The organism is Micromonospora sp. NPDC048040 (assembly GCF_055587185.1).
In genome coordinates this window covers 458,139-482,955 of the sequence record NZ_JBVJGT010000002.1, presented here as the reverse complement: position 1 = coordinate 482,955, position 24,817 = coordinate 458,139, and the positions used below count along the sequence as shown (strand labels likewise).

The 24,817-nt window shown below is 74.8% G+C and carries 23 protein-coding genes and 1 pseudogene; 13 read left to right on the top strand and 11 right to left on the bottom strand.

Annotated elements, in window-relative coordinates; translation table 11 throughout:
- Positions 1-96: 96 nt before the first annotated feature.
- The 3 genes from ACZ6O2_RS04550 to ACZ6O2_RS04540 all read right to left on the bottom strand — a co-directional run bounded on the left by ACZ6O2_RS04550 (position 97) and on the right by ACZ6O2_RS04540 (position 4,687).
- Positions 97-1,131 carry a 2-oxoacid:ferredoxin oxidoreductase subunit beta gene (locus ACZ6O2_RS04550; RefSeq protein WP_350701533.1) on the bottom strand — a complete coding sequence of 345 codons (1,035 nt, stop codon included), beginning with the start codon at positions 1,129-1,131 and terminating at the stop codon, positions 97-99.
- Positions 1,124-2,971: a 2-oxoacid:acceptor oxidoreductase subunit alpha gene (locus ACZ6O2_RS04545; RefSeq protein WP_357457105.1), complete on the bottom strand. Its 1,848-nt coding sequence runs from the start codon at positions 2,969-2,971 to the stop codon at positions 1,124-1,126. The genes ACZ6O2_RS04550 and ACZ6O2_RS04545 overlap by 8 nt, the downstream gene beginning before the upstream one ends.
- Positions 2,972-3,274: 303 nt before the next feature.
- Entirely contained in the window at positions 3,275-4,687 is a 1,413-nt protein-coding gene (locus ACZ6O2_RS04540) for a hypothetical protein (protein WP_466021977.1), read from the bottom strand.
- 124 nt (positions 4,688-4,811) lie between these two features.
- On the opposite strand from ACZ6O2_RS04540, the gene ndhC reads away from it, so the two are divergent.
- Positions 4,812-5,189: an NADH-quinone oxidoreductase subunit A gene (gene ndhC / locus ACZ6O2_RS04535; RefSeq protein WP_350678128.1), complete on the top strand. Its 378-nt coding sequence runs from the start codon at positions 4,812-4,814 to the stop codon at positions 5,187-5,189.
- Between the two features lie 134 nt (positions 5,190-5,323).
- Here the strand turns inward: ndhC and folP are convergent, their stop codons facing one another.
- Positions 5,324-6,193, bottom strand: a complete 870-nt coding sequence (folP, locus tag ACZ6O2_RS04530; protein ID WP_350701528.1) for a dihydropteroate synthase — start codon at positions 6,191-6,193, stop codon at positions 5,324-5,326.
- A gap of 336 nt (positions 6,194-6,529) precedes the next feature.
- Here folP and ACZ6O2_RS04525 point away from each other — a divergent pair.
- The 4 genes and pseudogenes from ACZ6O2_RS04525 to ACZ6O2_RS04510 form a co-directional block, all read left to right on the top strand.
- A pseudogene (locus ACZ6O2_RS04525) lies at positions 6,530-6,889 on the top strand (DivIVA domain-containing protein); the annotation flags it as partial.
- A gap of 443 nt (positions 6,890-7,332) precedes the next feature.
- On the top strand, positions 7,333-7,830 hold the full coding sequence (locus ACZ6O2_RS04520; RefSeq protein WP_350701525.1) for an SRPBCC family protein: 498 nt from the start codon (positions 7,333-7,335) through the stop codon (positions 7,828-7,830).
- Positions 7,831-8,005: 175 nt separating this feature from the next.
- Positions 8,006-8,587 (top strand): DNA-3-methyladenine glycosylase I, encoded by a 582-nt coding sequence (locus tag ACZ6O2_RS04515; protein WP_350701523.1) that lies wholly within the window; start codon positions 8,006-8,008, stop codon positions 8,585-8,587.
- Positions 8,588-8,600: 13 nt separating this feature from the next.
- Positions 8,601-9,224, top strand: coding sequence for a hypothetical protein (locus ACZ6O2_RS04510; protein ID WP_350701522.1), 624 nt, complete (start codon positions 8,601-8,603; stop codon positions 9,222-9,224).
- A gap of 96 nt (positions 9,225-9,320) precedes the next feature.
- Here the strand turns inward: ACZ6O2_RS04510 and ACZ6O2_RS04505 are convergent, their stop codons facing one another.
- Both ACZ6O2_RS04505 and ACZ6O2_RS04500 read right to left on the bottom strand, forming a co-directional pair.
- Positions 9,321-10,112 (bottom strand): enoyl-CoA hydratase-related protein, encoded by a 792-nt coding sequence (locus tag ACZ6O2_RS04505; protein ID WP_466021976.1) that lies wholly within the window; start codon positions 10,110-10,112, stop codon positions 9,321-9,323.
- Entirely contained in the window at positions 10,109-10,933 is an 825-nt protein-coding gene (locus ACZ6O2_RS04500; protein WP_466021975.1) for a PaaX family transcriptional regulator, read from the bottom strand. Before ACZ6O2_RS04500 ends, ACZ6O2_RS04505 begins: the two co-directional genes overlap by 4 nt.
- A gap of 190 nt (positions 10,934-11,123) precedes the next feature.
- On the opposite strand from ACZ6O2_RS04500, the gene ACZ6O2_RS04495 reads away from it, so the two are divergent.
- Positions 11,124-11,291, top strand: a complete 168-nt coding sequence (locus ACZ6O2_RS04495; RefSeq protein WP_007455245.1) for a DUF3117 domain-containing protein — start codon at positions 11,124-11,126, stop codon at positions 11,289-11,291.
- A 129-nt stretch (positions 11,292-11,420) separates the two neighbouring features.
- Entirely contained in the window at positions 11,421-12,893 is a 1,473-nt protein-coding gene (locus ACZ6O2_RS04490; RefSeq protein WP_466021974.1) for a leucyl aminopeptidase family protein, read from the top strand.
- 39 nt (positions 12,894-12,932) lie between these two features.
- On the opposite strand, the gene ACZ6O2_RS04485 is transcribed toward ACZ6O2_RS04490, so the two are convergent.
- The gene (locus ACZ6O2_RS04485; RefSeq protein ID WP_350701514.1) at positions 12,933-13,520 is read right to left on the bottom strand and encodes an O-methyltransferase; all 588 of its coding nucleotides are present in this window, start codon (positions 13,518-13,520) and stop codon (positions 12,933-12,935) included.
- A 299-nt stretch (positions 13,521-13,819) separates the two neighbouring features.
- Here ACZ6O2_RS04485 and ACZ6O2_RS04480 point away from each other — a divergent pair, with 299 nt between their 5' ends.
- Entirely contained in the window at positions 13,820-15,145 is a 1,326-nt protein-coding gene (locus ACZ6O2_RS04480; RefSeq protein ID WP_466021973.1) for a S1C family serine protease, read from the top strand.
- A gap of 75 nt (positions 15,146-15,220) precedes the next feature.
- Positions 15,221-15,643, top strand: coding sequence for a twin-arginine translocase TatA/TatE family subunit (locus ACZ6O2_RS04475; protein ID WP_393302290.1), 423 nt, complete (start codon positions 15,221-15,223; stop codon positions 15,641-15,643).
- A gap of 210 nt (positions 15,644-15,853) precedes the next feature.
- Here ACZ6O2_RS04475 and ACZ6O2_RS04470 read toward each other — a convergent pair whose 3' ends face one another.
- From ACZ6O2_RS04470 to ACZ6O2_RS04460, 3 genes are all read right to left on the bottom strand, one after another.
- Complete coding sequence (locus ACZ6O2_RS04470) at positions 15,854-17,002, bottom strand: Mrp/NBP35 family ATP-binding protein (protein ID WP_357693996.1); 1,149 nt, start codon at positions 17,000-17,002, stop codon at positions 15,854-15,856.
- Positions 17,003-17,160: 158 nt separating this feature from the next.
- Positions 17,161-17,778, bottom strand: a complete 618-nt coding sequence (locus tag ACZ6O2_RS04465; RefSeq protein WP_350701509.1) for a DUF1003 domain-containing protein — start codon at positions 17,776-17,778, stop codon at positions 17,161-17,163.
- Positions 17,771-19,054, bottom strand: coding sequence for a magnesium transporter MgtE N-terminal domain-containing protein (locus ACZ6O2_RS04460; protein ID WP_350701507.1), 1,284 nt, complete (start codon positions 19,052-19,054; stop codon positions 17,771-17,773). Before ACZ6O2_RS04460 ends, ACZ6O2_RS04465 begins: the two co-directional genes overlap by 8 nt.
- Positions 19,055-19,087: 33 nt before the next feature.
- On the opposite strand from ACZ6O2_RS04460, the gene ACZ6O2_RS04455 reads away from it, so the two are divergent.
- Together ACZ6O2_RS04455 and ACZ6O2_RS04450 are read left to right on the top strand one after the other, a co-directional pair.
- A complete protein-coding gene (locus ACZ6O2_RS04455) occupies positions 19,088-19,957 on the top strand; it encodes a PhzF family phenazine biosynthesis protein (RefSeq protein WP_350701505.1) in 870 nt (289 codons plus the stop codon).
- A gap of 92 nt (positions 19,958-20,049) precedes the next feature.
- Positions 20,050-20,559 (top strand): hypothetical protein, encoded by a 510-nt coding sequence (locus ACZ6O2_RS04450; RefSeq protein ID WP_350701503.1) that lies wholly within the window; start codon positions 20,050-20,052, stop codon positions 20,557-20,559.
- 40 nt (positions 20,560-20,599) lie between these two features.
- On the opposite strand, the gene ACZ6O2_RS04445 is transcribed toward ACZ6O2_RS04450, so the two are convergent.
- A complete protein-coding gene (locus ACZ6O2_RS04445) occupies positions 20,600-21,382 on the bottom strand; it encodes an HAD family hydrolase (protein WP_466021972.1) in 783 nt (260 codons plus the stop codon).
- Positions 21,383-21,487: 105 nt separating this feature from the next.
- Between ACZ6O2_RS04445 and ACZ6O2_RS04440 the strand changes: the two genes are divergently transcribed.
- The gene (locus ACZ6O2_RS04440; protein WP_466021971.1) at positions 21,488-22,447 is read left to right on the top strand and encodes a DMT family transporter; all 960 of its coding nucleotides are present in this window, start codon (positions 21,488-21,490) and stop codon (positions 22,445-22,447) included.
- A gap of 137 nt (positions 22,448-22,584) precedes the next feature.
- Positions 22,585-24,786 (top strand): APC family permease, encoded by a 2,202-nt coding sequence (locus ACZ6O2_RS04435; RefSeq protein WP_466021970.1) that lies wholly within the window; start codon positions 22,585-22,587, stop codon positions 24,784-24,786.
- Positions 24,787-24,817 lie beyond the last annotated feature (31 nt).

Below are 24,817 nucleotides of genomic sequence, written 5' to 3'. Positions count from 1 at the left end.
CTACGTACCGAACTGGTTTTTCTTCTTCCTCTTTTCTGCGTTTTTTTCCCCCCCCCCCCCCCCCCCCCCTCCCCCCCCCCCCCCCCCCCGCGCCGGTCAGAGGATGGTCCAGGTGTCCCCGCTGGCGAGGAGACCGGCGAGCTGCTGCTCCGGGGTCTCGGTCACCGTCGCCCTCGCCGCGGCGAGCTGCCCCTGCACCACGCTGTCGTAGGACGGGCGGTCGACCGAGCGGAACACCCCGATCGGGGTGTTGCGCAGGTCGAGGCCGGGCAGCCTGGACAGCGCGAAGGCGTACGCCGGGTCGGTGACCGTCGCGTCGTGCACGACGATCTCCCCGGGGCTGACCGAGGCGGTCTCCCGGACCTCCAGGCCGAACCCGCCGGGCGGGTGCACGACGCAGAACTGTCCGTCCTTGCCGAACGTGATGGGCTGCCCGTGCTCCAGCCGGATCAGGTAGTCGTCCCGGGTGGCCGGCTCCTTGAGCTGGTCGAACGCGCCGTCGTTGAAGATGTTGCAGTTCTGGTAGATCTCCACGAAGGCCGAGCCCTGGTGCTCCGCCGCGGCCCGCAGCACGGACTGGAGGTGCTTGCGGTCGGAGTCGATGGTGCGGCCCACGAAGGTGGCCTCGGCGCCGAGGGCGAGCGAGAGCGGGTTGAACGGCGCGTCGGCCGAGCCGGCCGGCGTCGACTTGGTGATCTTGCCGACCTCGGAGGTCGGCGAGTACTGACCCTTGGTCAGGCCGTAGATCCGGTTGTTGAACAGCAGGATCTTCAGGTTGACGTTGCGGCGCAGCGCGTGGATCAGGTGGTTGCCGCCGATGGAGAGGGCGTCACCGTCGCCGGTGACCACCCAGACCGACAGGTCGGGGCGGCTGGCCGACAGGCCGGTGGCGATCGCCGGGGCACGGCCGTGGATCGAGTGCATCCCGTAGGTGTTCATGTAGTACGGGAAGCGGGACGAGCAGCCGATGCCGGAGACGAAGACGATCCGCTCGCGCGGGATGTTCAGCTCCGGCATGAACTGCTGGATCGCGGCGAGGATCGCGTAGTCGCCGCAGCCGGGGCACCAGCGCACCTCCTGGTCGGACTTGAAGTCCTTGGCGGTGAGCTTGAGGGCGACGGGCTCAGACATTCTTCAGGACCTCTTCCAGCATCGTCTCCAGCTCGTTGGCCGTGAACGGCAGGCCGCGGACCTGGTTGTAGCCGATCGCGTCGACCAGGTACTTGGCCCGGATCACGTGGGCGAGCTGGCCGAGGTTCATCTCGGGGATGACCACGCGGTCGTAGGAGCTCAGCACCGTGCCGAGGTTGGCCGGCATCGGGGCGAGGTGCCGCAGGTGCGCCTGGGCGATGGAGTGGCCGCGCTGGCGCAGGCCCCGGCAGGCCGCGCCGATCGGCCCGTACGTCGAGCCCCAGCCGAGCACCAGCACCCGGGCGTCGCCGTTCGGGTCCTCGACCTCGACGTCCGGCACGGGGATCGTCTCGATCCGGGCCGCCCGGGTACGCACCATGAAGTCGTGGTTCGCCGGGTCGTACGAGATGTCGCCGGTCTTGTCGGCCTTCTCCAGGCCGCCGATGCGGTGCTCGAGCCCGGCGGTGCCCGGGACGGCCCACGGCCGGGCCAGGGTCTCCGGGTCGCGCAGGTACGGCAGGAAGGTCGTGCCGTCCTCGCCGTTGGGCTTCGTGGCGAACTCGACCCGCAGGTCGGGCAGCGACTCGACGTCGGGCAGCAGCCACGGCTCGGACCCGTTGGCGACGTAGTTGTCGGACAGCAGGATGACCGGGGTGCGGTAGGTCAGCGCGATCCGGGCCGCCTCGATGGCCGCGTGGAAGCAGTCCGCCGGCGACCGCGGCGCGATGACCGCCACCGGGGCCTCGCCGTGGCGGCCGTAGAGCGCCATGTTGAGGTCGGCCTGCTCGGTCTTCGTGGGCATGCCCGTGGAGGGGCCGGCCCGCTGCACGTCGACGATGACCAGCGGCAGCTCCAGCGCCACCGCGAGGGAGATCGTCTCGCTCTTGAGCGCCACGCCCGGGCCGCTGGTGGTGGTGACGCCGAGCGAGCCGCCGTAGGAGGCGCCCAGCGCCGCGCCGACCGCGGCGATCTCGTCCTCGGCCTGCATGGTGAGCACGCCGAAGCGCTTGTGCTTGCTCAGCTCGTGCAGGATGTCCGAGGCCGGGGTGATCGGGTAGGCGCCCAGGAAGACCGGCAGTCCGGAGCGCACGCCGGCGGCCACCAGCCCGAGCGACAGGGCCGCGTTGCCGGTGATGTTGCGGTAGGTGCCCGGCTGCATCTTCGCCGGCTTGACCTCGTAGCGGACCGCGAAGTCCTCGGTCGTCTCGCCGAAGTTCCAGCCGGCGCGGAACGCCGCGACGTTCGCCGCGACCAGCTCCGGGCGGGCGGCGAACTTGCGCTCCAGGAAGCGCAGCGTCGACTCGTAGGGCCGGTTGTACATCCAGGAGAGCAGGCCGAGGGCGAACATGTTCTTGGCCCGCTCGGCGTCCTTCTTGGACACGTCGTGCTCGGCGAGCGCGCCGACCGTCATCGACGTCAGCGCCACCGGGTGCACCACGTAGCCGGCGAGCGTGTCGTCCTCGAGCGGGTTCGCCTGGTAACCGACCTTGGCCAGGTTGCGCTTGGTGAACTCGTCGGTGTTGACGATGATGTCCGCCCCGCGCGGCAGGTCGACGAGGTTGGCCTTGAGCGCCGCCGGGTTCATCGCCACCAGCACGTTCGGCGCGTCGCCGGGGGTCAGGATGTCGTAGTCGGCGAAGTGCACCTGGAAGCTCGACACGCCCGGCAGGGTGCCGGCGGGGGCCCGGATCTCCGCCGGGAAGTTCGGCAACGTGGAGATGTCGTTGCCCAACTGCGCGGTCTCCGAGGTGAACCGGTCGCCGGTGAGCTGCATGCCGTCGCCGGAGTCGCCGGCGAACCGGATCACCACCCGGTCCAGTTGACGGATCTGCTTGGTCACGCCTGCACCTCGCTTCGCTGTGCGCGGTCGCGCGGGCGGCTGAACATGATGGTGACCTCGCCTAGCCCGGCCACGTGACCTCCTTGACGCACCGCTGCACCGGACCCGCGTGGGGCAGGCCCGGTCCGCCGTAGTTCCTCACCTGAGAGCCTACGTCGGATCACCCTCCCAACTTTCTCGTAGGCCGCCTTGTGGGATCCGATCGGGCGGGGTTCCACACCGGTTTGCGGTGTTTCCGCCCGCCCGCCGTAATCCAGATCACCGGGGTGCCCGCGATCCGGGTCGGGTGATCGGCTTCCCGGGTCAGTCCGTCGGCGCGGGTGCCGTCGTCGGCTCCGGCACCGGGGTGCCCAGCCGCCGCCGCAGGGAGATGGTCGCCAGCGTGAGAGCCAGCGCCACCAGCAGCGTGGAGACGGCAATCAGGATGATCGCGGTCTGCCGCACCGAGCCGCCCCCGCCGGCGCGCAGGGTGGGGGAATCGGCGGCCAGCACGCCCTGCGACCCGGTCGGGGCGGGCGGCGAGACCACCGGGGTGGCCAGGGCGGCGGCAGCGGTGATCCGGAAGCTCATCTGCACCTGCCGGGCCCGGCCGCTGCGCGGGTCGAGCTTGCCGAGCACCGCGCCGGCCAGTGGGGCAGTTCGCTGCGCCTCGGGCGTCGCGGACACCGGCAGCCGCAGGTGGGCGGCGCGGCCGGCGGGGACCGTGCCCAGGTCACAGCGGGTCCGCGTCGGGCCGGCGGCGGTGCAGCCCGGCGGAGGCGCCGGCACGGTCACCCCGGCCGGCAGGACCACCTCGACCCGGCCGTCGGCGTCGACCCGGCCGGTGTTGCCCAGGCGTACGTCGAGTCCGCTCGCCCCGCCGCTGATGTCGAAGGCGACCTCGCCGGCCTCCAGCCTGATTCCGGGCACCGGCGGGCCGGGCGGGAAGAGCACGGCGAAACCCTCGTCGTCGCGCGCCGGCTCCGCGCCGGGGGCGGTCGCGGTGACCTGGACGGAGCCGCTGAGGGGCATCTGCCGCCAGGCGTCGCCGGCCACGCGTACGCGGAGCAGGGTGCTGAACCGGGCGCCCGGCGCGCTCGTCCACTCGCCGCAGCGGTGTGCCCCGCCGCCGACGTGGGCGCAGCCCCGGGTGCCGGCGTCGGTCAGCCCGGCCGGGAGCGTGTAGGCGAGCCGGATCCGGGCGGGCGCCGCCCCGGTGTTGGTGACGGTCACCCGCAGCGCGGTCACGGTGCTCGGCGCGTTCCAGTAGGCGGGGGTCAGGGTGATGTCGTCGGTGGTGACGTGGACGCCGGCCGGGGAAGCCGCCGGGCTGCCCGGTGCGGGCGCGCTCGGGCGCACCGGCGGCACCGACGGCGTCGTCGGCGGCACGCTGAGGGTCGGTGCGGCGGTGGTCGGCGCCGGTTCCTCCGGGGCCGTGGTCGTCGGGGTCGGCTCGGTCGTCCCGGCCGGCGGCGTGGACTGCGGCGGCGGAGAGGTGGTCGACGGCGCCTCGCTGGGCACCGGCCCGGTGTCCGTCGGGTCCGCCGTCGACGGCTCCGTGCCGGGCTCGCCGACCGGGTTCGTGGTGGCGGCGGCGAACCGGGCGGCGGTGGGGGCCGCAGCCGCCCAGCCCGGCACCGCGGCGACCGTGAGCCCGACCGCGAGGGAGATCGCCAGCAGGGGAACGGTACGCCGGTCACACGCCCGTCGGCCGGGCCGTACGTCCACGCGGGCCATCTGTCCTCCGTGACGATGAGTGAGGGTTCCAATATTCGGCAACTGTTGTCCACTGGCACTAGTCCCGCCCGGAAACAAGTCCGTAACGCTCGGCCGGCCGCGCGGGGCGGTAGGCTGATCGACCGTGACCGGTTACCTGGGCTCGTACGCGACGCTCGGGCTCCTGCTGCTCGCCAGCGTCCTCTTCTTCGTTACGGCGTTCTCGGCCAATCGGGTGTTACGTCCTGCCCGTCCGGCCGATCCCTACGGCAAGCGGGCCAGCTACGAGTGCGGCCTCGACCCCGTTGGCGCCGACTGGGCCCAGATGCAGATCCGTTACTACGTGTACGCGTATCTCTACGTGTTGTTCGCCGTGGAGTCCGTGTTCCTCTTCCCCTGGGCGGTGGTCTTCGACCGGCCGGGGTTCGGGATGGTGACGGTCGTGGAGATGGCGGTCTTCGTCGCGGTGCTGGCGCTGGGCATCCTCTACGCTTGGCGGAAGAACATCCTGCGCTGGACCTGACCTGACCTGACCCGAGCCCGACCGGCCCGGGCGCCGGCGATCGTCCGGCTCCCACCGCCCGCGCCGGCCGCCGTGGTCAGGTCGGGCTGCGCGAGGTCGCCGTGGTCAGGTCGGGCCGCGCGAGGTCGCCGTGGTCAGGCCAGGCCGCGCCGGGTCGCCGCGGGCGGGCGGTCACCGCGGATCGACGCGACCATGTCGAGCACCCGGCGGGTGGGGCGCACCTGGTGCGCCCGGAACACCCGGGCGCCCAGCCAGGCGGAGACGGCGGTGGCCGCCAGTGTCCCCTCCAGCCGCTCGGCCACCGGCAGGTCCAGCGTCTCGCCGACGAAGTCCTTGTTCGACAGGGCGACCAGCAGCGGCCAGCCGGTGCCGGTGAGCTCGTCGAGCCGACGGGTGATCTCCAGCGAGTGACGGGTGTTCTTGCCGAAGTCGTGCGCCGGGTCGATCAGGATCCCGTCGGCCCGTACGCCCAGCCCGACCGCGCGCTCGGCGAGCCCGGTCACCGTCGCGACCACGTCGGCGACCACGTCGGGGAAGGCCGCCCGGTGCGGCCGGGTCCGGGGCGCCAGACCACCGGCGTGCGAGCAGACCAGCCCGGCACCGGTCTCCGCCGCCACCCGGGCCAGGGCCGGGTCGGCGCCGGACCAGGTGTCGTTGAGCAGGTCGGCGCCCGCGGCCACCGCCTCCACCGCGACCTCGGCCCGCCAGGTGTCGATCGAGATCACCACGTCGGGGAAGGCGGCCCGGACGGCGGCGATGGTCGCCACCGTGCGTCGGATCTCCTCGGCGACGTCGACCTCGGCGCCCGGGCCGGCCTTGACCCCGCCGATGTCGATGATCTCGGCGCCCTCCTCGACCGCCCGCTCCACGGCGCGCAGCGCGCTGTCCTGGGCGAAGGTCGCGCCCCGGTCGAAGAACGAGTCCGGCGTCCGGTTGACGATCGCCATCACCACCAGCTCGCCCGGGCCGAACGTCCGCCCACCGAGCCGAAGCGCCCCGGCCATACCGCCTCCTGAAGGTCCGCGCCGTCGTCCCGTCCCCGTCGCCGGCCGATCACGACGCTATCCGGTCCGCCGTCGCCGGGCCCGGCCGGTCGGCCGTCGCCGAGTCGTCAGCGTCGACGGCACGGTCACCGACCGGGGTGGGGTTCCGCCCGTCGTCACGCCGCGCGTGTCGTCGCGTTTCCGCCCGTCGTCACGCCCCGTCGAGCGGCGGGCCCGCGCCCCCGGTGGTCCCGGCGGGCGTCGACCCCGACCTCGGCCCAGGTCCCGCTGCCCGTTCCGGTGCGCCGGTGGGGTGGTGGGGTCGCTCCGGCCCCTTCGACATGCCACGATCTGTGCATGGATCAGGTTCTGCTCCTGCTTGTCGTCGCGCTGACCGTCGGGGCCGTGGTGTTCGGTGTGACCGTGCTGGTCACCGGCCGGGATCCCGGCCTGACGCCGGCCGAGCCGGACGGGCGCGCCGTGCCGCTGCCCGCCACCCGCCCGCTCCGCGAGGCCGACGTGGGCGAGGTCCGGTTCGACACGGCGCTGCGCGGCTACCGGATGGACCAGGTCGACCAGGCGATGCGCCGGGCGGCCTACGACATCGGCTACAAGTCCGAGCTCGTCGGCGTGCTGGAGGCGGAGGTCGCCGCGCTGCGCGAGGGGCGGACCGCGGACGCCGACGCCCTGCGCCGCGCCCGGGAGCAGGCGGCCGGGACGACCGCCGCCGAGGCGTCGCCGCAGGCCCGGGCGACGGCGCCGGTCGGGGCCGACCGGCCGGACGCCGCCGGAGACCGGGACCTGGTCGTCGAGCCGATCCCGGCGTTCGCGGACCCGGGCACCGGACCGGCGACGGGTGACGCGACGCCGGCCGGGACGACGACCGGGTGGGCGGCGTCGGCTCCGGGCGAGCACTCCACCGGGCGCCCCGACGACGCGCCCGCCGCCCCGGCGGGCGGCGACGGCACCGGGGACCAGACCGGCCGCGTCGCCGCCGGGGGAGAACCACGCGAGCCCCGGCGCGAGGACCTGACCGGCGACGACCGGGCGATGTCACCGTCGGGCGACGACCGGGTGACGGCACCGTCGGGCGACGACGACACGACGGCGCCGGCGGGTGACGCCGGGCGGCAGGGGCCGGTGGTCCGGTCGGAGTCGGCGTGACCGGGCCCGTGGGCGGCGACGACCTGCGCGAGGCGGCACAGCCCGGCGCGGGCGAGGTCACCGCCACGGTGATCGTCGACGCGCCGGCGGAGCGGGTCTTCGCGGCGCTGACGGCCTGGGAGCGGCAGTCGGACTGGATCCCGTTCACCACCGTCCGGGTGGTCGAGGGGGACGGCGGCGAGGGCAGCCTCGTCGAGGCGGTCACCGCGCTCGGCCCGGCCGTGCTGCGCGACGAGATGCGAGTGGTCCGGGTGGACGCGCCTTACGAGGTCCGGGTGGTGCACTGCGGGAAGCTGCTGCGCGGCCCTGGCGTGCTGCGCTGCACGCCGCTGGCCCGGGACCGCACCCAGGTGGTCTGGCACGAGTGGTTCCACCTGCCCGGCGGCCCGGCCGGGCGGGTGACCTGGCCGGTGCTGTGGCCCGGCTCGAAGTTCGGCCTGACCCGGGCACTGAAGAAGTTCGGCCGGCTGGTCGAGCAGGGCCGGCTGCCCTGACCGCCGGACGGTTGCGTGATCGACTCGACATCCTGACAGTCGGGGTGTCGACCCGACCGGGATGCCCCGATCTCATTGACCTCGGGCTGACCGAGCCGTGCCCGCGGCGCGCGTACGGCGCCGGAGGGCGGCCGCAGGCGACGGGGCCGTCGGGCCCGTGCCCTAGCGTGGACGCGTGACTGACCTGGTGATCGGCGCCGACGGGCTGCCGCGCTGCGGCTGGGGGACCAGCACCCCGGACTACGCCGCCTACCACGACACCGAGTGGGGTCGCCCCCTGCACGGCGACGACGCGCTCTACGAACGGATCACGCTGGAGGCGTTCCAGTCGGGGCTGTCCTGGCTGACCATCCTCCGCAAGCGCCCGGCGTTCCGGCTGGCCTTCGACGAGTTCCGGATCGAGACGGTGGCCGGCTACGGCGAGGCCGACGTGGCCCGGCTGCTCGCCGACGCCGGCATCGTCCGCAACCGGGCCAAGATCGAGGCGGCGATCGCCAACGCCCGGGCGGCGCTGGAGCTGCCCGAGGGGCTCTCCGCGCTGCTCTGGTCCTTCGCCCCACCGCCCCGCCCGACCCGGCCCACGTCCTTCGCGCAGGTGCCCGCCCTGACCGCGGAGTCCACCACGATGGCCAAGGCGCTCAAGAAGCGCGGCTTCCGGTTCGTCGGCCCCACCACGGCCTACGCGCTGATGCAGGCCACCGGGATGGTCGACGACCACCTTGCGGGCTGCCACGTCGTGGCGGCGCGGGCGGCGTGATGGGATGGAGGCCATGACGACCGACACCGCGCCCCGGGTGGACGGGGCGGCCCACGCCGACGGCACCGGCGCCTGGGCCGTGCTGCTGCCCGGCGGGCGCTACGAGGCCGAGCGGCTCGTCCACCACGACACGCTCGAACTGACCGGTCTGGCCGACGCCGACCGGCCCCGCCCCGGTGACCGGGTGGCGGTGCTGGCCGACGAGCCGCCACGGCTGGTGGCGCTGGGTCGGGTCGCCGCGGCCAGCGGACAGGAGCGGGAGGACCCGGAGGATCCGCTCTCCGACCGGGGCGAGGCGCCGCTGGTGGTGGCGTACACCCGGCGGGCCTTCGACGAGCCGGTGCCGGCCGGGGCGGTGACGCTCGACGGGCCGGTGACCGCGCTCGACCCCACGGTGTTCCGGGAGTTGGCCGACAAGCTCGGCCCACCGCCGCAGCGGCGTTCCTGGCTGGTCAGCCTCGACCTGCCGATCGAGGCCGCCTCGCCCGCCGAGGCGGTCCGGCTGTTCTGGGCGTACGTGCAGGAGCTGGGGCCGCGCGAGCTGCCCGCCTTCGTCTCGCCCTCCGGCGACGAGCTGGCCATGCAGGCGTTCGTGCTCGGCGCGGAGGCCAACCAGGATCCGGAGGAGGACGACTGACCTGACCGGGGTCAGACGAAGCCGGGCCGGGGCGGTTGCGCCGATGCCTGGCCGCCCGGGCGGTGGCGACGCGACGCCCGGGCGGAGCCGGAGGCGTCAGCGGCCCTCGAAGACCGGCTTCTGCTTGTTGACGAAGGCGACGGTGGCGGCCCGGTGGTCGGCGGTGCCCCCACAGATCGACTGCGCCTGCGCCTCGGCCGCGAGGGCGTCGGCGAGGGTGCCCGCGTCGGCGATGGAGAGCTGCCGCTTGATCGCCCCGTACGCGACGGTCGGGCCGGCGGCCAGCCGGGCGGCCAGCTCCTGTGCGGTCGGCAGCACCTGCTCGTCGTCCACCACCAGGCGGTTGAGCAGCCCGATCTGGCAGGCCTCCGCCGCGTGCACCGGCTCGGCCAGCATCAGCAGCTCGACCGCCTTGGCGTGGCCGACCAGCCGGGGCAGCGTCCAGGAGGCGCCGGTGTCGGCGGCGAGCCCGACCCTGGCGAAGGCCATCAGGAAGCTGGTCGACGGCCCGCCGATGCGGATGTCGGCCAGGAAGGCGAGCGACGCGCCCGCCCCGGCGGCCATCCCCCGCACCGCCGCGACCACCGGCTTCGGCAGGTTGGCCAGCCGGGCGGCGATCGGGTTGTAGTGCGCCCGGACGGTGTCCAGCGGGTTGCCGTCGCTGGACTCCAGCGTCTGCACGTGCTCGCGCAGGTCCTGGCCGGCGCTGAACGACTGGCCCGCGCCGGCGAGCACCACGGCCCGGCAGGAGCGGTCGGTCTCCAGCTCCGCCAGGGTGTCCCGCAGCGCCTCCTTGAGAGCCACGTCGAGCGCGTTCATCGCCGTCGGGCGGTTCAGCGTCAGGGTGACGACGGCGTCGGTGCGGTCGACGAGCAGGGGCTCGGTCACGTCTCACGACCCTTCTGTCGGGCGAGGCGGTTGCCGGCGTCGAGGCACTGCTCGACGTACCGGTCGGCGGCCGGCCGCAGCCGGGCCGCGTGTCGGTCGAAGAAACTGGCTGCGGCGGTGCCGGGCCAGCGCTCGGGGAGCAGCGCCGGCGGCAGCTGCGGGTCCCGGAAGAGGAAGGTACGCCACGCGTGCACGAGCCGGAACCGGGCCGCGTACGCCTCCTCGTCCTGGCTGCGTACGGTGATGCCGGCCAGGAGTGGCCGCTGCTCGGCGACGAACTGCTCGTACGCCTGGCCGATCTCGGTCAGGTTCCAGGCGCGGCGCACGACGCCCATCGCGCCGGGGGTGCCGGAGGTGTGCGCGGCGGTGAACCGTTCGTAGCGCACGCCCGCCTCGTCGAGCAGCACGTCCACGTCCTCGCCGGGGCGGGTGGCCACCCAGGTGCAGTCGTCCAGGGTTCCGTAGCCGAGGAAGGTCAGGTTGGCGGCGAGGCGTTGGCGTTCCCGCCGCGCGGCGGGCGCCTCCAGCACCAGCAGGTCGAACCGGCCGTCCCAGGTGATCCGGCCGGTCCGGTAGATCCGGGCTGCTGCCTCGTCCAGTCGGCGGGCGGCTTTCGGTGTGATCGAATATCCCGGGCCGGAGGTGAGCCGGCACGGGTCCAGCCACCCCTGGCGGACCATCCGGGAGACCGCCGTACGCACGGCGGGCGGGGCGATCCCGAGCGGCGCCAGCAGCTTGACCAGGGCGGCGACGGGTGCCCGGCCGCCCCTCGCCCGGAGGTGGTCGCCGTACAGGTCGAAGAGTGCCGACCGTGCCTGCATGACCGCACATTGTGACAGGCATTCTCAGGATAAGCTAGATGCTGTTACATCAATGCTGCTTCGGTTTGGGTCCGGCGGTGTTCATCAGGGAAAATCGTTGGTCGACACCCCCGCGTACGTTGCGGGTGGTCAAGACGAAGTGGCTGTGGGGCAACCCACCGACCCTGGTGTAGGTCTGAGGGGAGACAACATGGCGGCGATGAAGCCGCGGACGGGCGACGGTCCGCTGGAAGTCACCAAGGAGGGCCGGGGCATCGTCATGCGGGTCCCGCTGGAGGGCGGTGGGCGGCTCGTCGTCGAGATGACTCCCGACGAGGCCAACGCGCTCGGTGACGCGCTCAAGGCGGCTGCCGGCTGACCGAGGAGCGGTCCGCGCGCCCGCGCGGGCGTTTCGTCAACCCCTGAGCCACCGGCCGGGCCGGTGGCTCAGGGTCTTCATTTCCCGCGGAGCCCGGCTCCGCGAGCTTTCCTGGAGGTACGGCTCCGCGTGCTCGCCATCCGTCTGCTCGTCGAGCCGGAACGGCCCGACGTCCTCGTACTGCCCGTGCGGCCCGCCTCGGCCGACGACGCCCCGGCCCGGCCGGTCCCGACCGACGTGGCGCTGCCCGACGGCGTGGCCGAGGAGGCCGCCGCCCTGGTCCCGGCCGCGCGCGCGACCGGGCGGCCCGGCGAGGTCCAGGCGCACCTCCGGCCCGGGCGCGACCCCGGCCGGCTGCTGCTGCTCGGGATCGGCGAGGGCGACGAGGCGGAATGGCGGACGGCCGGCGCGGCACTCGCCCGGGCCGCCAGGGATGAGACGCGCGTCACTCTGGCCATGCCGGCCGGGGTCACCCCGGCGGCCGTACGCGGGCTGGTCGAGGGACTGCTGCTGGCGTCGTACCGGTTCCGGCTGACCGAGGCGGGCGCCACCGCGGCGCTGGCGGGGGTCGACGTCGTGGTGGCCGACCCGGACGCGCACGCGCCGGCCGTGGAGGCTGCCGGCACGACCGCCCGGATGACCAGGTTCGCCCGCGACCTCACCAACACCCCGTCGTCGGTCAAGAACCCGGAGTGGTTCGCCGGCCAGGTTGCGCTCGCCGCGGCCGAGGTCGACGTGCCGGACCTGCACCTGCGGGTACGCGGCCCGGAGGAGTTGGCGGCGGAGGGCTTCGGCGGCATCCTCGCGGTCGGCGGCGGCTCGGCCAGCGCTCCGCGCCTGGTCGAGCTGGACTGGCGACCGGCCGACGCGCGTACGCACGTGGTGCTGGTGGGCAAGGGGATCACCTTCGACACCGGCGGCATCTCGATCAAGCCGGTGCCGGCGATGAAGCTGATGCGCAAGGACATGGCCGGCGCGGCGGCGGTGGTCGCGGCCACCCTCGGCGCGGCGGCGCTGCGCCTGCCCGTCCGGGTCACCACGCTCGCGCCGCTGGCGGAGAACATGCTCAGCGGCTCGGCGTTCCGCCCCGGCGACATCGTCCGCCACTACGGCGGCACGACCAGCGAGACCACCAACTCCGACGCCGAGGGGCGGCTGGTCCTCGCCGACGCGCTCGCCTACGCCGTCGCCCAGCTCAAGCCCGACCTGCTGGTGGACCTCGCCACGCTGACCGGGGCGAACGCGGTCGCGCTGGGCAAGCGGATGGGCGCGCTCTACAGCGAGAACGACGGGCTCGCCGCCGACGTGCTGGCCGCGATCGCGGCCGCCGGCGAGGCGGCCTGGCGGATGCCGCTGCCCGCCGACTACACCGAGCACCTCGGCAGCGAGCTGGCCGACCTGCACAGTTCGCCGGACCGGGGCGCGGGCTCGGTGATGGCCGCCCTCTACCTGCGCGAGTTCACCGGCGAGCTGCGCGACCGGTGGCTGCACGTGGACATGTCCGCGCCGTCGTGGGCCGAGGGCGACGACGCCGAGCTGACCAAGGGCGCGACCGGCTGGGGCGTACGCTCGCTGCTGCGCTGGCTGGGCACGCTGGGCTGACCGCCGGGCGGCGCCGGCCCCCGGCGGGCCGGCGCCCGGTCAGCACTTGACGGCGGCGAGCAGCCCGTGGCCGACCGGCAGCAGCGCCGGGGTCCAGTGTTCCGACTCCCGGACCGCCTTGATCGTCTCGCGGATGGTGACCGTCTCGACGTCCCGGGCGGCGGGGTCGCCGATCCGACCGTCGGCCAGCATGCCGTTGAGCGCCAGCACGCCGCCGGGCCGCAGCAGGCGCAGCGCCGCGTCCACGCAGGCGGCGAACCCGGTCGACTCGGCGTCCACGAAGACCAGGTCGTACGCGCCGTCGGCGAGGCGGGGGAGCACGTCCAGCGCCCGACCGGTGATGATCCTGGTCCGGCCGGCGGCGAAGCCCGCCTCGGCGAAGATCCGGCGGGCGATGCGCTGGTGCTCCACCTCCACGTCGATCGTGGTGAGTACGCCGTCGGCGCGCATGCCGCGGAGCAGCCAGACCCCGCTGACCCCGGTGCCGGTGCCGATCTCCACCACGGCGCGGGCGCTGCCGGCGGCGGCGAGCAGCCGCAGCGCCGCCCCGGCGCCGGGGGTGACCGCGTCGAGGCCGACCTCCCGGGCCAGGCTGCGGGCGGTGCGCAGTACGAGGTCCTCGGTCACGTAGGACTCGGCGAACTGCAGGGCCTGGGTCGTCGAACTGCCGGAACCGGCGACCGTGGCGATGGGACACCTCCGGGCGGCGCGAGTGGTGCGGGGGCGGGTGGGCACTGTGAGCCTAGAGGCGACGTCGAACGGACGCAGCCGCGCGTCCGCCACCCGACGATCACGGCCGGCAACCGGTGACTGAGTACGTGGCATCCGTGTAATCCTGGAAGCGGTATTCCGTCGATCGCGACCGGGCGGCCCCCTCGCCGGTTCCGTGGCGCGCGGGATCCGGGGAAGGACTGGGAGGCACCGACGTGACCGACGGCTGGGACTGGCGCCAGCCCGGGGGGACTCCGGCACCGGCGCGACCGCCGGGGCCCGGGTACCCGCCGGCGGGGCCGCCACCGGCGCTCCAGGGCGCCGCGGGCGGCACGACATCGCCCTGGTGGTCCGACGCGCTCGCCGACCCGTGGCGCGACCCGGCCGCGCCGGCCGCGGTGGTGGTGCCGGCCGCCCCGAGCCCCGGCACCGAGCCCGAGCCGGTCAGCGACCCGGACGCACCGGGCCGGCCGACGCTGCGCCAACTGCTGCTCATCCCGTTGATCACCGCGCTGCTCGCGGGCAGTCTCGGCGGCGCCCTCGGGTACGCCTTCGCGGTGCGCGGCGGCGCCGGGGGCGGGCCGGTGCTCGGCGCCGACCCCCAGGCCCCCGGCCTGGCCCAGCGCCGGCCCGAGTCGCTTGCCGGGGTCGCCGAGCGGGTGCTGCCCAGCGTGGTGACCGTCCGGGTGGCCAGCCTCGGCGGCACCAGCGAGGGCTCCGGCTTCGTCGCCAGCGCCGACGGGCACGTGATCACCAACGACCACGTGGTGGCGGGGGCGACCGGCGGCAAGGCGTCGGTGATCTTCAACGACGGCAGCTCGGCCCCGGCCACCGTGGTCGGGCAGGACCCGGAGTCCGACATCGCGGTGATCAAGGTCTCCCGGACGGGCCTGCGCCCGGTCGAGTTCGGTGACTCGGACGCGCTGGCCGTGGGCGACCCGGTGCTGGCCATCGGGTCGCCGCTCTCGCTGGCCAACACGGTCACCGCCGGCATCGTCAGCGCGCTGGACCGGACGATGCAGGCCGGCGAGCCGGGCGGCCCCACGCGCTACTACGCGGCGATCCAGACCGACGCGGCGGTCAACCACGGCAACTCCGGCGGCCCGCTGGTCGACGGGGCCGGCCGGGTGATCGGCGTCAACTCGACGATCAAGTCGCTGGTCTCGGACGGGCAGGAGGCGGGCAACATCGGCCTCGCCTTCGCCATCCCGATCAACCAGGCCAAGCGGGTCACCCAGGACATCATCGGCACCGGCAAGGCCCGGCGGACGGTGATCGGCGCCCAGGTGGGCGGGCAGGGCGCGGGCACCGGCGGGGCCGGCGTACGCCTGGCGGCCGTCGAGCCGTCCGGGCCGGCGGCCGGCGCGGGGCTGAGGGCCGGCGACGTGATCCTCAAGCTCGCCGGGCGGCCGATGACCGAGCCGACCGACCTGATCGCCCTGGTGCGGAAGTTCGCGCCGGGTTCGGTGGTGACGGTGGAGTACCGCCGGGGCTCCGACCGGCAGAACGCCTCCGTGACGCTGGCCGCAGACGCCAAGTAGCAGCCGGTCACCCCCTCCCCGCGCGGCGTCCGACGTGCGTAGTCTTGCTGCTGACGCGGAGAGGAGGCCCGTGCAGTGTTCGACAACCTGAACTGGTGGGAGATCGGTGGGCTGCTGCTCCTGGCGCTGCTGATCTTCGGCGACCGGCTGCCCGCCGTGATCAGTGACGGCCTGCGGATGGTGCGCAACCTGCGCAACATGGCCCGCAGTGCCACCACCGACCTCAGCCGGGAGCTGGGCACCGACATCCAGCTGGAGGATCTGCACCCCAAGGCGTTCATCCGCAAGCACCTGCTCAGCGAGGAGGACGAGCAGGCGATCCGGAAGCCGCTGCAGGGCGTCTACGACAACCTGCGCGCGGACGTCACCGGCGTGCACAACGAGCTGAAGGACGTCGCCTCCGCCGCGGACCTGCGGTCGAAGGGCACCCGTCCGAGCACCGCCACCGGCGGCGCGCCGGCCCCCGCCCCCCGCGTCAGCTACGACGACGCCACCTGACCCCGCGCCCACCGCTTCGGCCTGACCAGCGCCCCCGGCCTGCCCGGCATCGTTCGCGACGGGGCGCCGGGCCGGGCGGACGGCCGACGCCCGCAGGTCGCCGGGCCGGCGCCGCGCCGTACGCCTCGTGGGAACGGCGACGGGGCGGCGCTCCCTGGGGAACGCCGCCCCGGTCGGGTGGCGACAGCGCCGGCGGGGCCGGCGGGCGGATCAGCGGCCGGCGGGCTTGAGCCCCAGCGGCTTGCCGAGCAGCGACTCCCGCCGCAGGGCGAGCCGGTCCGCGACCTGGCCCAGCGCCTTCGCGGCCGGCGACTCCGGCTCCGCCAGCACGATCGGCGTGCCCTCGTCACCGGCCTCGCGGACCCGGGTGTCGAGCGGCACCTGCCCGAGCAGCGGCACCTGCGCGCCGATGGTCTTCGTCAGCGACTCGGCGACCGTCTGGCCGCCGCCCGCGCCGAAGACCTCCATCCGCGAGCCGTCCGGCAGCTCCAGCCAGGACATGTTCTCGATGACGCCGACGACGCGCTGGTGCGTCTGCAGGGCGATCGCGCCGGCCCGCTCCGCCACCTCGGCGGCGGCGGCCTGCGGCGTCGTGACGACCAGGATCTCGGAGTTGGGCAGGAGCTGGGCCAGCGAGATGGCCACGTCGCCGGTGCCGGGCGGCAGGTCGAGCAGGAGCACGTCCAGGTCGCCCCAGTAGACGTCGGCGAGGAACTGCTGCAACGCCCGGTGCAGCATCGGGCCGCGCCACACCACGGCGGCGTTGCCGGCGGTGAACATGCCGATCGAGATGACCTTCACGCCGTGCGACTGCGGCGGCATGATCATGTCCTCGACGCGGGTCGGGCGGCCGTCCGCGCCGAGCATCCGGGGCACCGAGTGGCCGTAGATGTCCGCGTCGACCACGCCGACGGAGAGCCCGCGGGCGGCCAGCGCCGCGGCCAGGTTGACCGTCACGCTGGACTTGCCGACGCCGCCCTTGCCGCTGGCGACCGCGTACACCCGGGTGCGGGAGCCCGGCTGGGCGAACGGGATGACCGGCTCCTGGGAGGCGCCGCCGCCACGCAGCTTCGCCTGGAGCTCCTGGCGCTGCTCGGGGCTCATCACACCGAACTCGATCTCCACGCCGGTCACCCCGGGCACCGCGCCGACCGCCGCCGTGATGTCCGCGCGCAGCTTGTCCTTCAGCGGGCAGCCGGCGACGGTGAGCAGCAGTTCGACCCGTACGACGCCGTCGTCGCCGACCTCGGCGGAGCGGACCATGCCCAGCTCGGTGATGGGCCGGCGGATCTCCGGGTCGTTGACGGTGGCCAGCGCGGCCTGGATCGCGTCGGAGACGGTGCTGACGGGTGCTGACATGCCCGCAATGCTACGTCGGGGGTGACCCCGCGCCGCCGCCAGCGGGGCCCGGTGTGAGCGAATCGATGACGGCGGTTGGGGGTGGACCGCCTACGGTGCGAAGTGGGACGATAAAGGCGAACGCCGCTCGCCCGACCCCTTGGGGCGAGCGGCGTTTTTCAGGCTTCCCGGGCCTCCGGCCGGCCGTCCCGGGCCCAGTCGCCGTCCAGTTCGTCGCGGGGCTCGTCGAGCCCGTCCCCGCCCTGCTCGCGCTGCGCGGACCGCTCCTGCTGGCGGCGCTCCAACCGCTGCCGACGGTGGCTCGCCTCGTCCAGCTCCTCGGCCAGCCGGGCCAGCTCCGAGCGGAGGAAGTCCCGGGTAGCCACCTCGCCCATCGCGTTGCGCAGCGCGGCGATCTCCCGCGCCAGGTACTCCGTGTCGGCCTTCTGCATGGTCGCCCGCCGGCGGTCCTCCTCCAGCGCCACCCGGTCCCGGTCCGCCTGGCGGTTCTGCGCCAGCAGGATCAGCGGGGCCGCGTAGCTGGCCTGGAGGGACAGCACCAGGGTCAGGAACGTGAAGGTGTACGGGTCGAAGCGCAGGTGTGCCGGGGCCAGGGTGTTCCAGCCGAACCAGAGCGCGATCACGACCGTCATGTAGACGATGAAGTTCGCGGTCCCCATGCCCCGGGCGATGCCCTCCGACCACCGCCCGAACGCCTCCGGGTCGAACCGGGGCAGCTTGACGCCCCGGGGCTCGCGCGGCTGGTCGAGCCGCGGCGCCCGTCGCTGGTCAGCCATCCGCGCCGCCCACCGGCTCGGTGGCGGCCGGGCTCGCGGCGGCGTCCCGGTCCCGCCAGTCCCGGGGGAGCAGGTGGTCCAGCACGTCGTCGACCGTGACCGCGCCCACCAGCCGGTTGTTGCGGTCGACCACCGGCATGGCCACCAGGTCGTACGTGGCCATCCGGCGGGTGATCTCCGGCAGCGGGGTGGTGGCCCGCAGCGGGTCGATGTCGTTGACCACCACCCCGCCGAGCAGGTCGGCCGGCGGTTCGCGGAGCAGCCGCTGGAAGTGCACCATGCCGAGGTAGCGGCCGGTCGGGGTGGTCATCGGCGCCCGGGACACGAAGACCTGTGCGGCGATCGCGGGCGAGAGCTGCGGCTCCCGGATCCGGGCCAGGGCCTCGGCGACCGTGGCGTCGGGGGGCAGGATCACCGGCTCGGAGGTCATCACGCTGCCCGCCGTGCCGGGCGTGTACTTGAGCAGCTGACGCACCGGGTCGGCCTCGTCCGGCTGCATCAGGTCGAGCAGCACGTCCTGCTCCGGGGGCGGCAACTCGCTGAGCAGGTCGGCCGCGTCGTCCGGGTCCATCTCCTCCAGGACGTCGGCGGCCCGCTCCCGGTCCAGCGCGGCCAGGATCTCCACCTGGTCGTGCTCCGGCAGCTCGCTCAGCACGTCCGCCAGGCGCTCGTCGTCCAGCGCGGCGGCGACCTCGTTGCGCCGGGCGTCGGGCAGGTCCTGGAGGGCGTTGGCGAGGTCGGCCGGGCGCATGTCCTCCAGCACCGCGAGCAGGTTGGCGGTGCCCCGGCTGTCGGCGATGCCGCTGAGCCCGCGTACCCGCTCCCACTCGACCTGGTGCAGGTGACCCCGGCGGCTCAGCCGGCCCGTCTGCTCGCGTACGGCCACCCGGGTCAGCGACCACTCGCCGCCCCGGCTGCACTCCATCGCCACGTCGACCACCGAGCCCGGCTGCCCGCCCGGCTCGACCTGCACCCGCCGGTCGAGCAGCTCCTGGAGCACGAGCAGCTCGTTCGGGCGCTTCTCGAAGCGCCGCAGGTTGAGCGTGCCGCTGCCGAGCACGACCGCGTCGGCGTCGATGGAGGTGATCCGGTTGATGGAGAGGAAGATGCGCCGCCGCATCGGCATCTCGGCGACCAGCCCGACCACCTCCGGCGGGCGCTGCGTCGGCCGCAGCCGGGCCACCGCGTCGCGGACCCGGCCCACCTGGTCACCGTTGGGGTCGAAGACGGCGACCCCGGCGAGCCGGGCGATGTAGATCCGGGTCGGCGTGCTCACGGGCACCAGCCTAAGCGCCTAGTGTTTATCAACATGTCGACCTTGGCCTACGAGATCGTGGACGTCTTCACCGACCGCCCGTTCGCCGGCAACCCGCTGGCCGTGGTGTTCGGCGCCGAAGCGCTGGCCACCGAGCAGATGCAGGCGCTCGCGTGTGAGTTCAACCTCTCCGAGACGGTGTTCGTGCTTCCGCCCACCCAGGTCGGCGCCACCTACCGGGCCCGCATCTTCACCCCGGCCGAGGAACTGCCCTTCGCCGGGCATCCCAGCGTCGGCGCGGCGGTGACCGCCAGCCGCCGGGGGCTCTTCCCGGCGGGGCAGGTCACCCAGGAGTGCGGCGCGGGCGTGCTCCCGATCGAGGTGACCGCGACCGGGGCCACGCTGACCGGCGGCGTTCCCACCCTCGGCCCCGAGCTGGACCCGGAGCCGCTGCTGGAGGTGGCCGGCCTGACCGTGGACGACCACGTCGGCCCGGCGCCCCGGGTGGCCGGCTGCGGGCTGGAGTTCCCGTACCTCCCGGTCCGCCCGGACGCGGTGGCCCGTGCCACGGTGAACGCGGCGGCGGCACAGCGGTACGGAGTGGAGCATGTCAGCGTCTTCTCCTGGGACGCCGCCGCGCAAACCGCGCACGCGCGGGTCTTCGTTCCCGGACTGGGCGTGCCGGAGGACCCGGCCACCGGCTCGGCCGCCCTGGGCCTCGGGGTGTGGCTGGTCGCCAGCGGCCTGCTTCCCGCCGACGGGCGCGCGGCGTACACCGTCCACCAGGGCATCGAGATCAACCGCCCGTCCGTGCTGGCCTGCACGGTGACCGCCGCCGGCGGCCAGGCGGTGGGCGCCACCGTGGCCGGCCACGTCATGCCGGTGGCCCGGGGCGAGATCATGGTCCCCCCGTTCGTCGGCTGACCTGGGCGATCCGTGCCGCCACGCCCACCGGCCACGCGGCCGGACGCCGGGCGGCGCTGACGGGACGGGGGCAGGTGCGGGAGGATGCCGGTGTGACCGACGCGGACCGGACCAGCACGCCGCTGGTCGACGAGGCGATGAAGAAGGCCGCCGTGGCCTGGGTGAGCGTGCCCGGTGGGCCGTCGCTCGCCCTCTGGTGCGTCCCCCTGGAAGGGGCGCTCTTCGTGGTCAGCGGCCCGGGGGAGCAGTCCGCGCCGGGGCTGGCCGACGCCACCGACGCCCAGGTCACCCTGCGCGGCGACCACGGCGGGCGGATCGTCACCTGGCCGGCCCGGGTGAGCCGCCTCGTGCCGGGCACCGAGCACTGGGAGACCACGGCGCCGCTGGTGGCCGCGAAGCGGCTCAACGCGCCCGGGCCGACCACCGAGCTGGTCGACCGCTGGGCGGCCGACGGCTGCGCGGTGAACCGGTTGGCCCCGGCCGGGGAGCCGCTCGCCGGCGCCGCGCTGCCCGCGGGCTCGCTGGCCGAGGTGCCCCGGGAGGCGCCGGTGGTCCGGGCGATCCGCAAGCCGTTCCGCCTGCACCGGGTCCGCCGCCGCTGAGACCGGGCCGGTCACGTCGTGGGCCGCGGGCACGGCCGGGTCAGGAGAGGCAGCCCGCCGGCACGGGTGCCCCCGCCGACACGGGTGCCCCCGCCGACACGGGTGCCCCCGCCGACGCCGGCGTGCCCGCCGGCATCGGCGACCGGTCGACCAGGTCGACCACCTCGTCGAGTGAGCGCAGCACCGGCCCGCGCCAGGCCGCGTCGGCGTTGAACACCATGTGCTCGGCCAGGTCCGGCGCGGCCAGCCGCACCGCGGTCATGCCGGCCCGCTCCGCCCCGGTCAGCTCCTGGCTGCCGCCGTCGCCCACGTAGAGGCAGTCCGCCGCGGCCACGCCGAGCCGCCCGCACGCCGCCTGGTAGAGCGCCAGGTCCGGCTTGCAGCGCCCGACCTGCACCGAGAAGACCCGCACGTCGAGCAGCGGAGCGACCGGCAACTGCGGCAGGAACGCCGGCAACTCGTGAGTGCAGTCGCTGATCACCCCGGTCCGCAGGCCGCGCCGGCGCAGCGCGGCCAGCGTGGGCACCGCCTCGTCGCGCAGCCGCGTGTCGGCGCGTACGGCCCGGTGGCGGGAGGCCACCGCCGACCGGACCGCGTCGTCCGAGGGGTGCACGCCGGCCTGCTCGCAGACCCAGCGCAGCGTCGCCTCGGCGTTGCCGTACCGGCCGCAGGCCCGCTCGTAGAAGGTGCGGTCGAGCACGTCGACGAGCGTGTGGGGCGGGCAGCCGAGCAGCTCGGCGGTCGACCGGTGCGCCGCGCCCCGCTGCACGGAACAGGTCAGCGTGCCGAAGAAGTCGAACAGCACCGCCTGGTAGGTGGGCATGGGAGCGCCTCCGGGCGGTCGAGGGGGTCGCCGGCGCGGACAGGCATGATCGTAACCGAGCGTTGACCGTCCGTGGTGGCCCGTGCCGTGTGAGGATTGCTCCCCGTGCCCACCGCACCACACCGCCCGACGCTCGACCCGGTGACCACCGGGGCGCTCGTCCTGGCCGTCGCCGCCGTCTCGTCGTCCGCCCCGCTGGTGGCGTTCGCGGCGGCGCCCGCCCTGGCTGTCGCGTTCTGGCGCAACACGCTCTCGGTCGCCGTGCTCGTCCCGTACGCGCTGGGCCGGCGGCGCGCCGAGTTCCGGTCGCTGACGGTCGGCGCCGGGCGGCGCGAGGGCCTCTACTGCGTCCTGTCCGGGGTCGCCCTCGCCGCCCACTTCGCCACCTGGATGCCGAGCGCCCAGCTCACCTCGGTCGCCGCGGCGACCGCGCTGGGCGCCACCCAGCCGGTCTGGCAGGGCCTGATCGCCCGCGGCCAGGGCCGCCGCCTGCCGGTCGCGGTGTGGGTCGGCATCGGGGTGGCGGTCGCCGGGGCGGCCCTCGCCACCGGGGCCGACTTCGGCGTCTCGGGCCGGGCCTTCGCGGGCGACCTGCTGGCGGTGGTCGGCGGGATGTTCGCGGCGGTCTACACCGCGTTCGGCGAGCGGGCCCGCACGACGATCAGCACGACCACGTACACCACCATCTGCTACGGGGTCTGCGCGCTGCTCCTGCTGGTGGTCTGTCTGGTCGGCGGGGTGCCGCTGACCGGCTTCGACACCGGCACCTGGGCCGCCGTGCTGGCCCTGGTGGCCGGCGCCCAACTGCTCGGGCACTCGATGTTCAACTACGCGCTGCGCCGGGTCTCGGCGACCACGATCAGCGTGCTGGTCCTGCTGGAGGCCCCGGGCGCGGCCCTGATCGGCTGGGCCTGGCTGGGGCAACTGCCCCGAGTCACCGCACTGTCCGGGCTGGCGCTGCTGCTGGCCGGCGTCGCGGTGGTGGTGCTCGGCGGCGCCCGCGCCGCCCGCCGCGTCCCGGCGTCCGCCGCCGTCCCGGCCGACGTGGGCCCGCTACGCGACTGACCGCCCGTCACCCCGTGCCCCGGGCCCGGTCGGCCTGCCGCCAACCACTCTTTGCCGCGAGAACCGCCGTTCCGCCCGCCGGAGGCGGCCGCGTCCGTGAGAGTGCGGGGGAGGGAAGACACGGGACGGGACGGCGGATGGCGAAGCGGGACGGCGGCAAGGGCGATCGTGGCACGGTCGTCACGCCGTCGGCCGAGTTCCCGCCACTCGACCCCGACGAGCTGCGTGCGCTGCGCCGGATCGGCGACCGCTGGCGGGCCGCCCGGCCGGGCCGACCACCCGGCGGGGACACCCTGCCCGTCGATCCGGCGCTGCGTCGTCATCCCGGCCAGCCGGCCCCGACCCGGTTCGGCCGGCTCGCCCCGATCGCGATGTTCCGGGTCGGGGAGCCGGACGAGCTGGTCGCCGCCGAGCCGGCGAACCTGCCCGGCACCCGCCTCGGCCGGGCGGGCACCCGGTTACGGCGGCTGCTGTTCGGGCCGCCGCTGAGCAGCGCCGCCGTGCTCTACGAGCGGATGCGCAAGCTGGTCGCCCTGCCGGTGCTCTCCTCCGACCTGCTCAGCTCGGTGGCGTACGGGCCGGAGGCGATGCTCGCCGTGCTGCTGCTCGCCGGCAGCGGCGCGCTCGGGCTGTCCCTGCCGCTGGCCGCCGGGCTGGCGCTGCTCATGGTCGCGGTCGGCGTCTCCTACCGGCAGACCGTGGCCGCCTACCCGCACGGGGCCGGCTCGTACATCGTGGCCGGCGACAACCTGGGCGCGGGGGCGGGCCTCGCCGCGGCGGCGGGTCTGATGATGGACTACGTGCTGACCGTGGCGGTGTCCGTCTCCGCCGGCGTCAAGGCGGTCACCTCGGCGGTCCCGGGGCTGACCGGCTGGACGGTGCCCCTCGGGCTGGCCGTGGTCGGCGTGCTGCTCGCCGGCAACCTGCGGGGCGTCCGCACCGCCGGCAACCTCTTCGTGCTGCCCACGTACGCCTTCGTCGTCGCGCTGCTGACGCTGCTCGCGGTCGGCTGGTTCCGCGTGGCCGAGCGGGGGTTCGTCCCGGTCGACCCGCCGCCGGTGCCGGCCGTCGAAGGGCTGGGGCTGCTGCTGGTGCTCCGCGCGTTCTCCTCCGGGGCGGTGTCGATGACCGGCATCGAGGCGGTCTCGAACGCGGTGCCCGCGTTCCGGCGGCCGGAGTGGCGCAACGCGCGCACCACGCTGACCTGGATGGTCGCGATGCTGGTGCTGTTCTTTCTCGGGCTCATCGGGCTGATCCACCTGTCCGGGCTGGTGCCCACCGCCGAGCAGTCGATGCTCTCCCAGTTGGCCCGGGTCACGTTTCCCAGCGGTCCCTGGTACGGGCTGGTCCAGGCCGCGACGGCGATGATCCTGCTGCTGGCCGCGAACACCGCCTTCAACGACTTTCCCCGCCTGCTGTTCTTCATGGCCCGGGAGGGTCACGCGCCGCGCCGGTTCCTGCACATGGGGGATCGGCTCGCCTTCAGCAACGGGCTGGTCGCGCTGACCGCCGCGGCGGCGGTGATCCTGGTGGCCTTCCGAGGGCGCACCGAGGCGCTGATCCCGCTCTACGCGGTCGGGGTGTTCCTGGCCTTCACCCTGTCCCAGACGGGCATGGTGGTGCACTGGCGCCGCCGGCGCGGGCCCGGCTGGCGACGCCGGGCGACGATCAACGCGGTGGGCGCCGTCTTCTCGGGGCTGGTCCTGGTCACCGCGGCGGTCGCCAAGTTCACCGAGGGCGCCTGGGTGGTGGTCGTCGCCGTGCCGCTGCTGATCCTGCTGTTCCGGGCCATCCAGCGGCACTACCGGATGCTGCACCGGTCCCTCGCGCTGCACCCGCCGCCGGCCGGCACGGCGCCCGGGCCGCCGGTGGTGCCGGCGCGGCCGCCCGCCGCCGGGCCCGCCGCGCCCGAGGACGAGGAACTGCCCGAGCAGGTACGCCACCTCGTGGTGGTGCCGGTCGCCCGGCTGAACCGGTCCTCGCTGCGGGCCCTGGCGTACGCGGCCTCGCTCGGGCAGCCGACGCTGGCCGTGCACATCGCCCCCGAGGAGCCGGAGGCGGACCGGTTCCGGGAGCAGTGGCAGGCATGGGGCGACCACCTGCGGCTGGAGACGATCGTGTCCCCGTACCGGGCGGTGATCGGGCCGCTCGCGCACTATCTGGAGGCGCTGCACGCCTCCCGCGCCGACCTGGTGCTGACCGTCGTCGTGCCGGAGGTGGTGGTACGCAGCCGCTGGCACCGGCCGCTGCACAGCCGTACCGAGCACCGGCTCCGCGCGGCGCTGCGCCGGCTGCCCGGGGTGGTGGTCACCAGCCTGCCGGTGCACCTGGACGGGTAGCCGCCCGGGCGGCGTCGAGGGACGGCTGCGG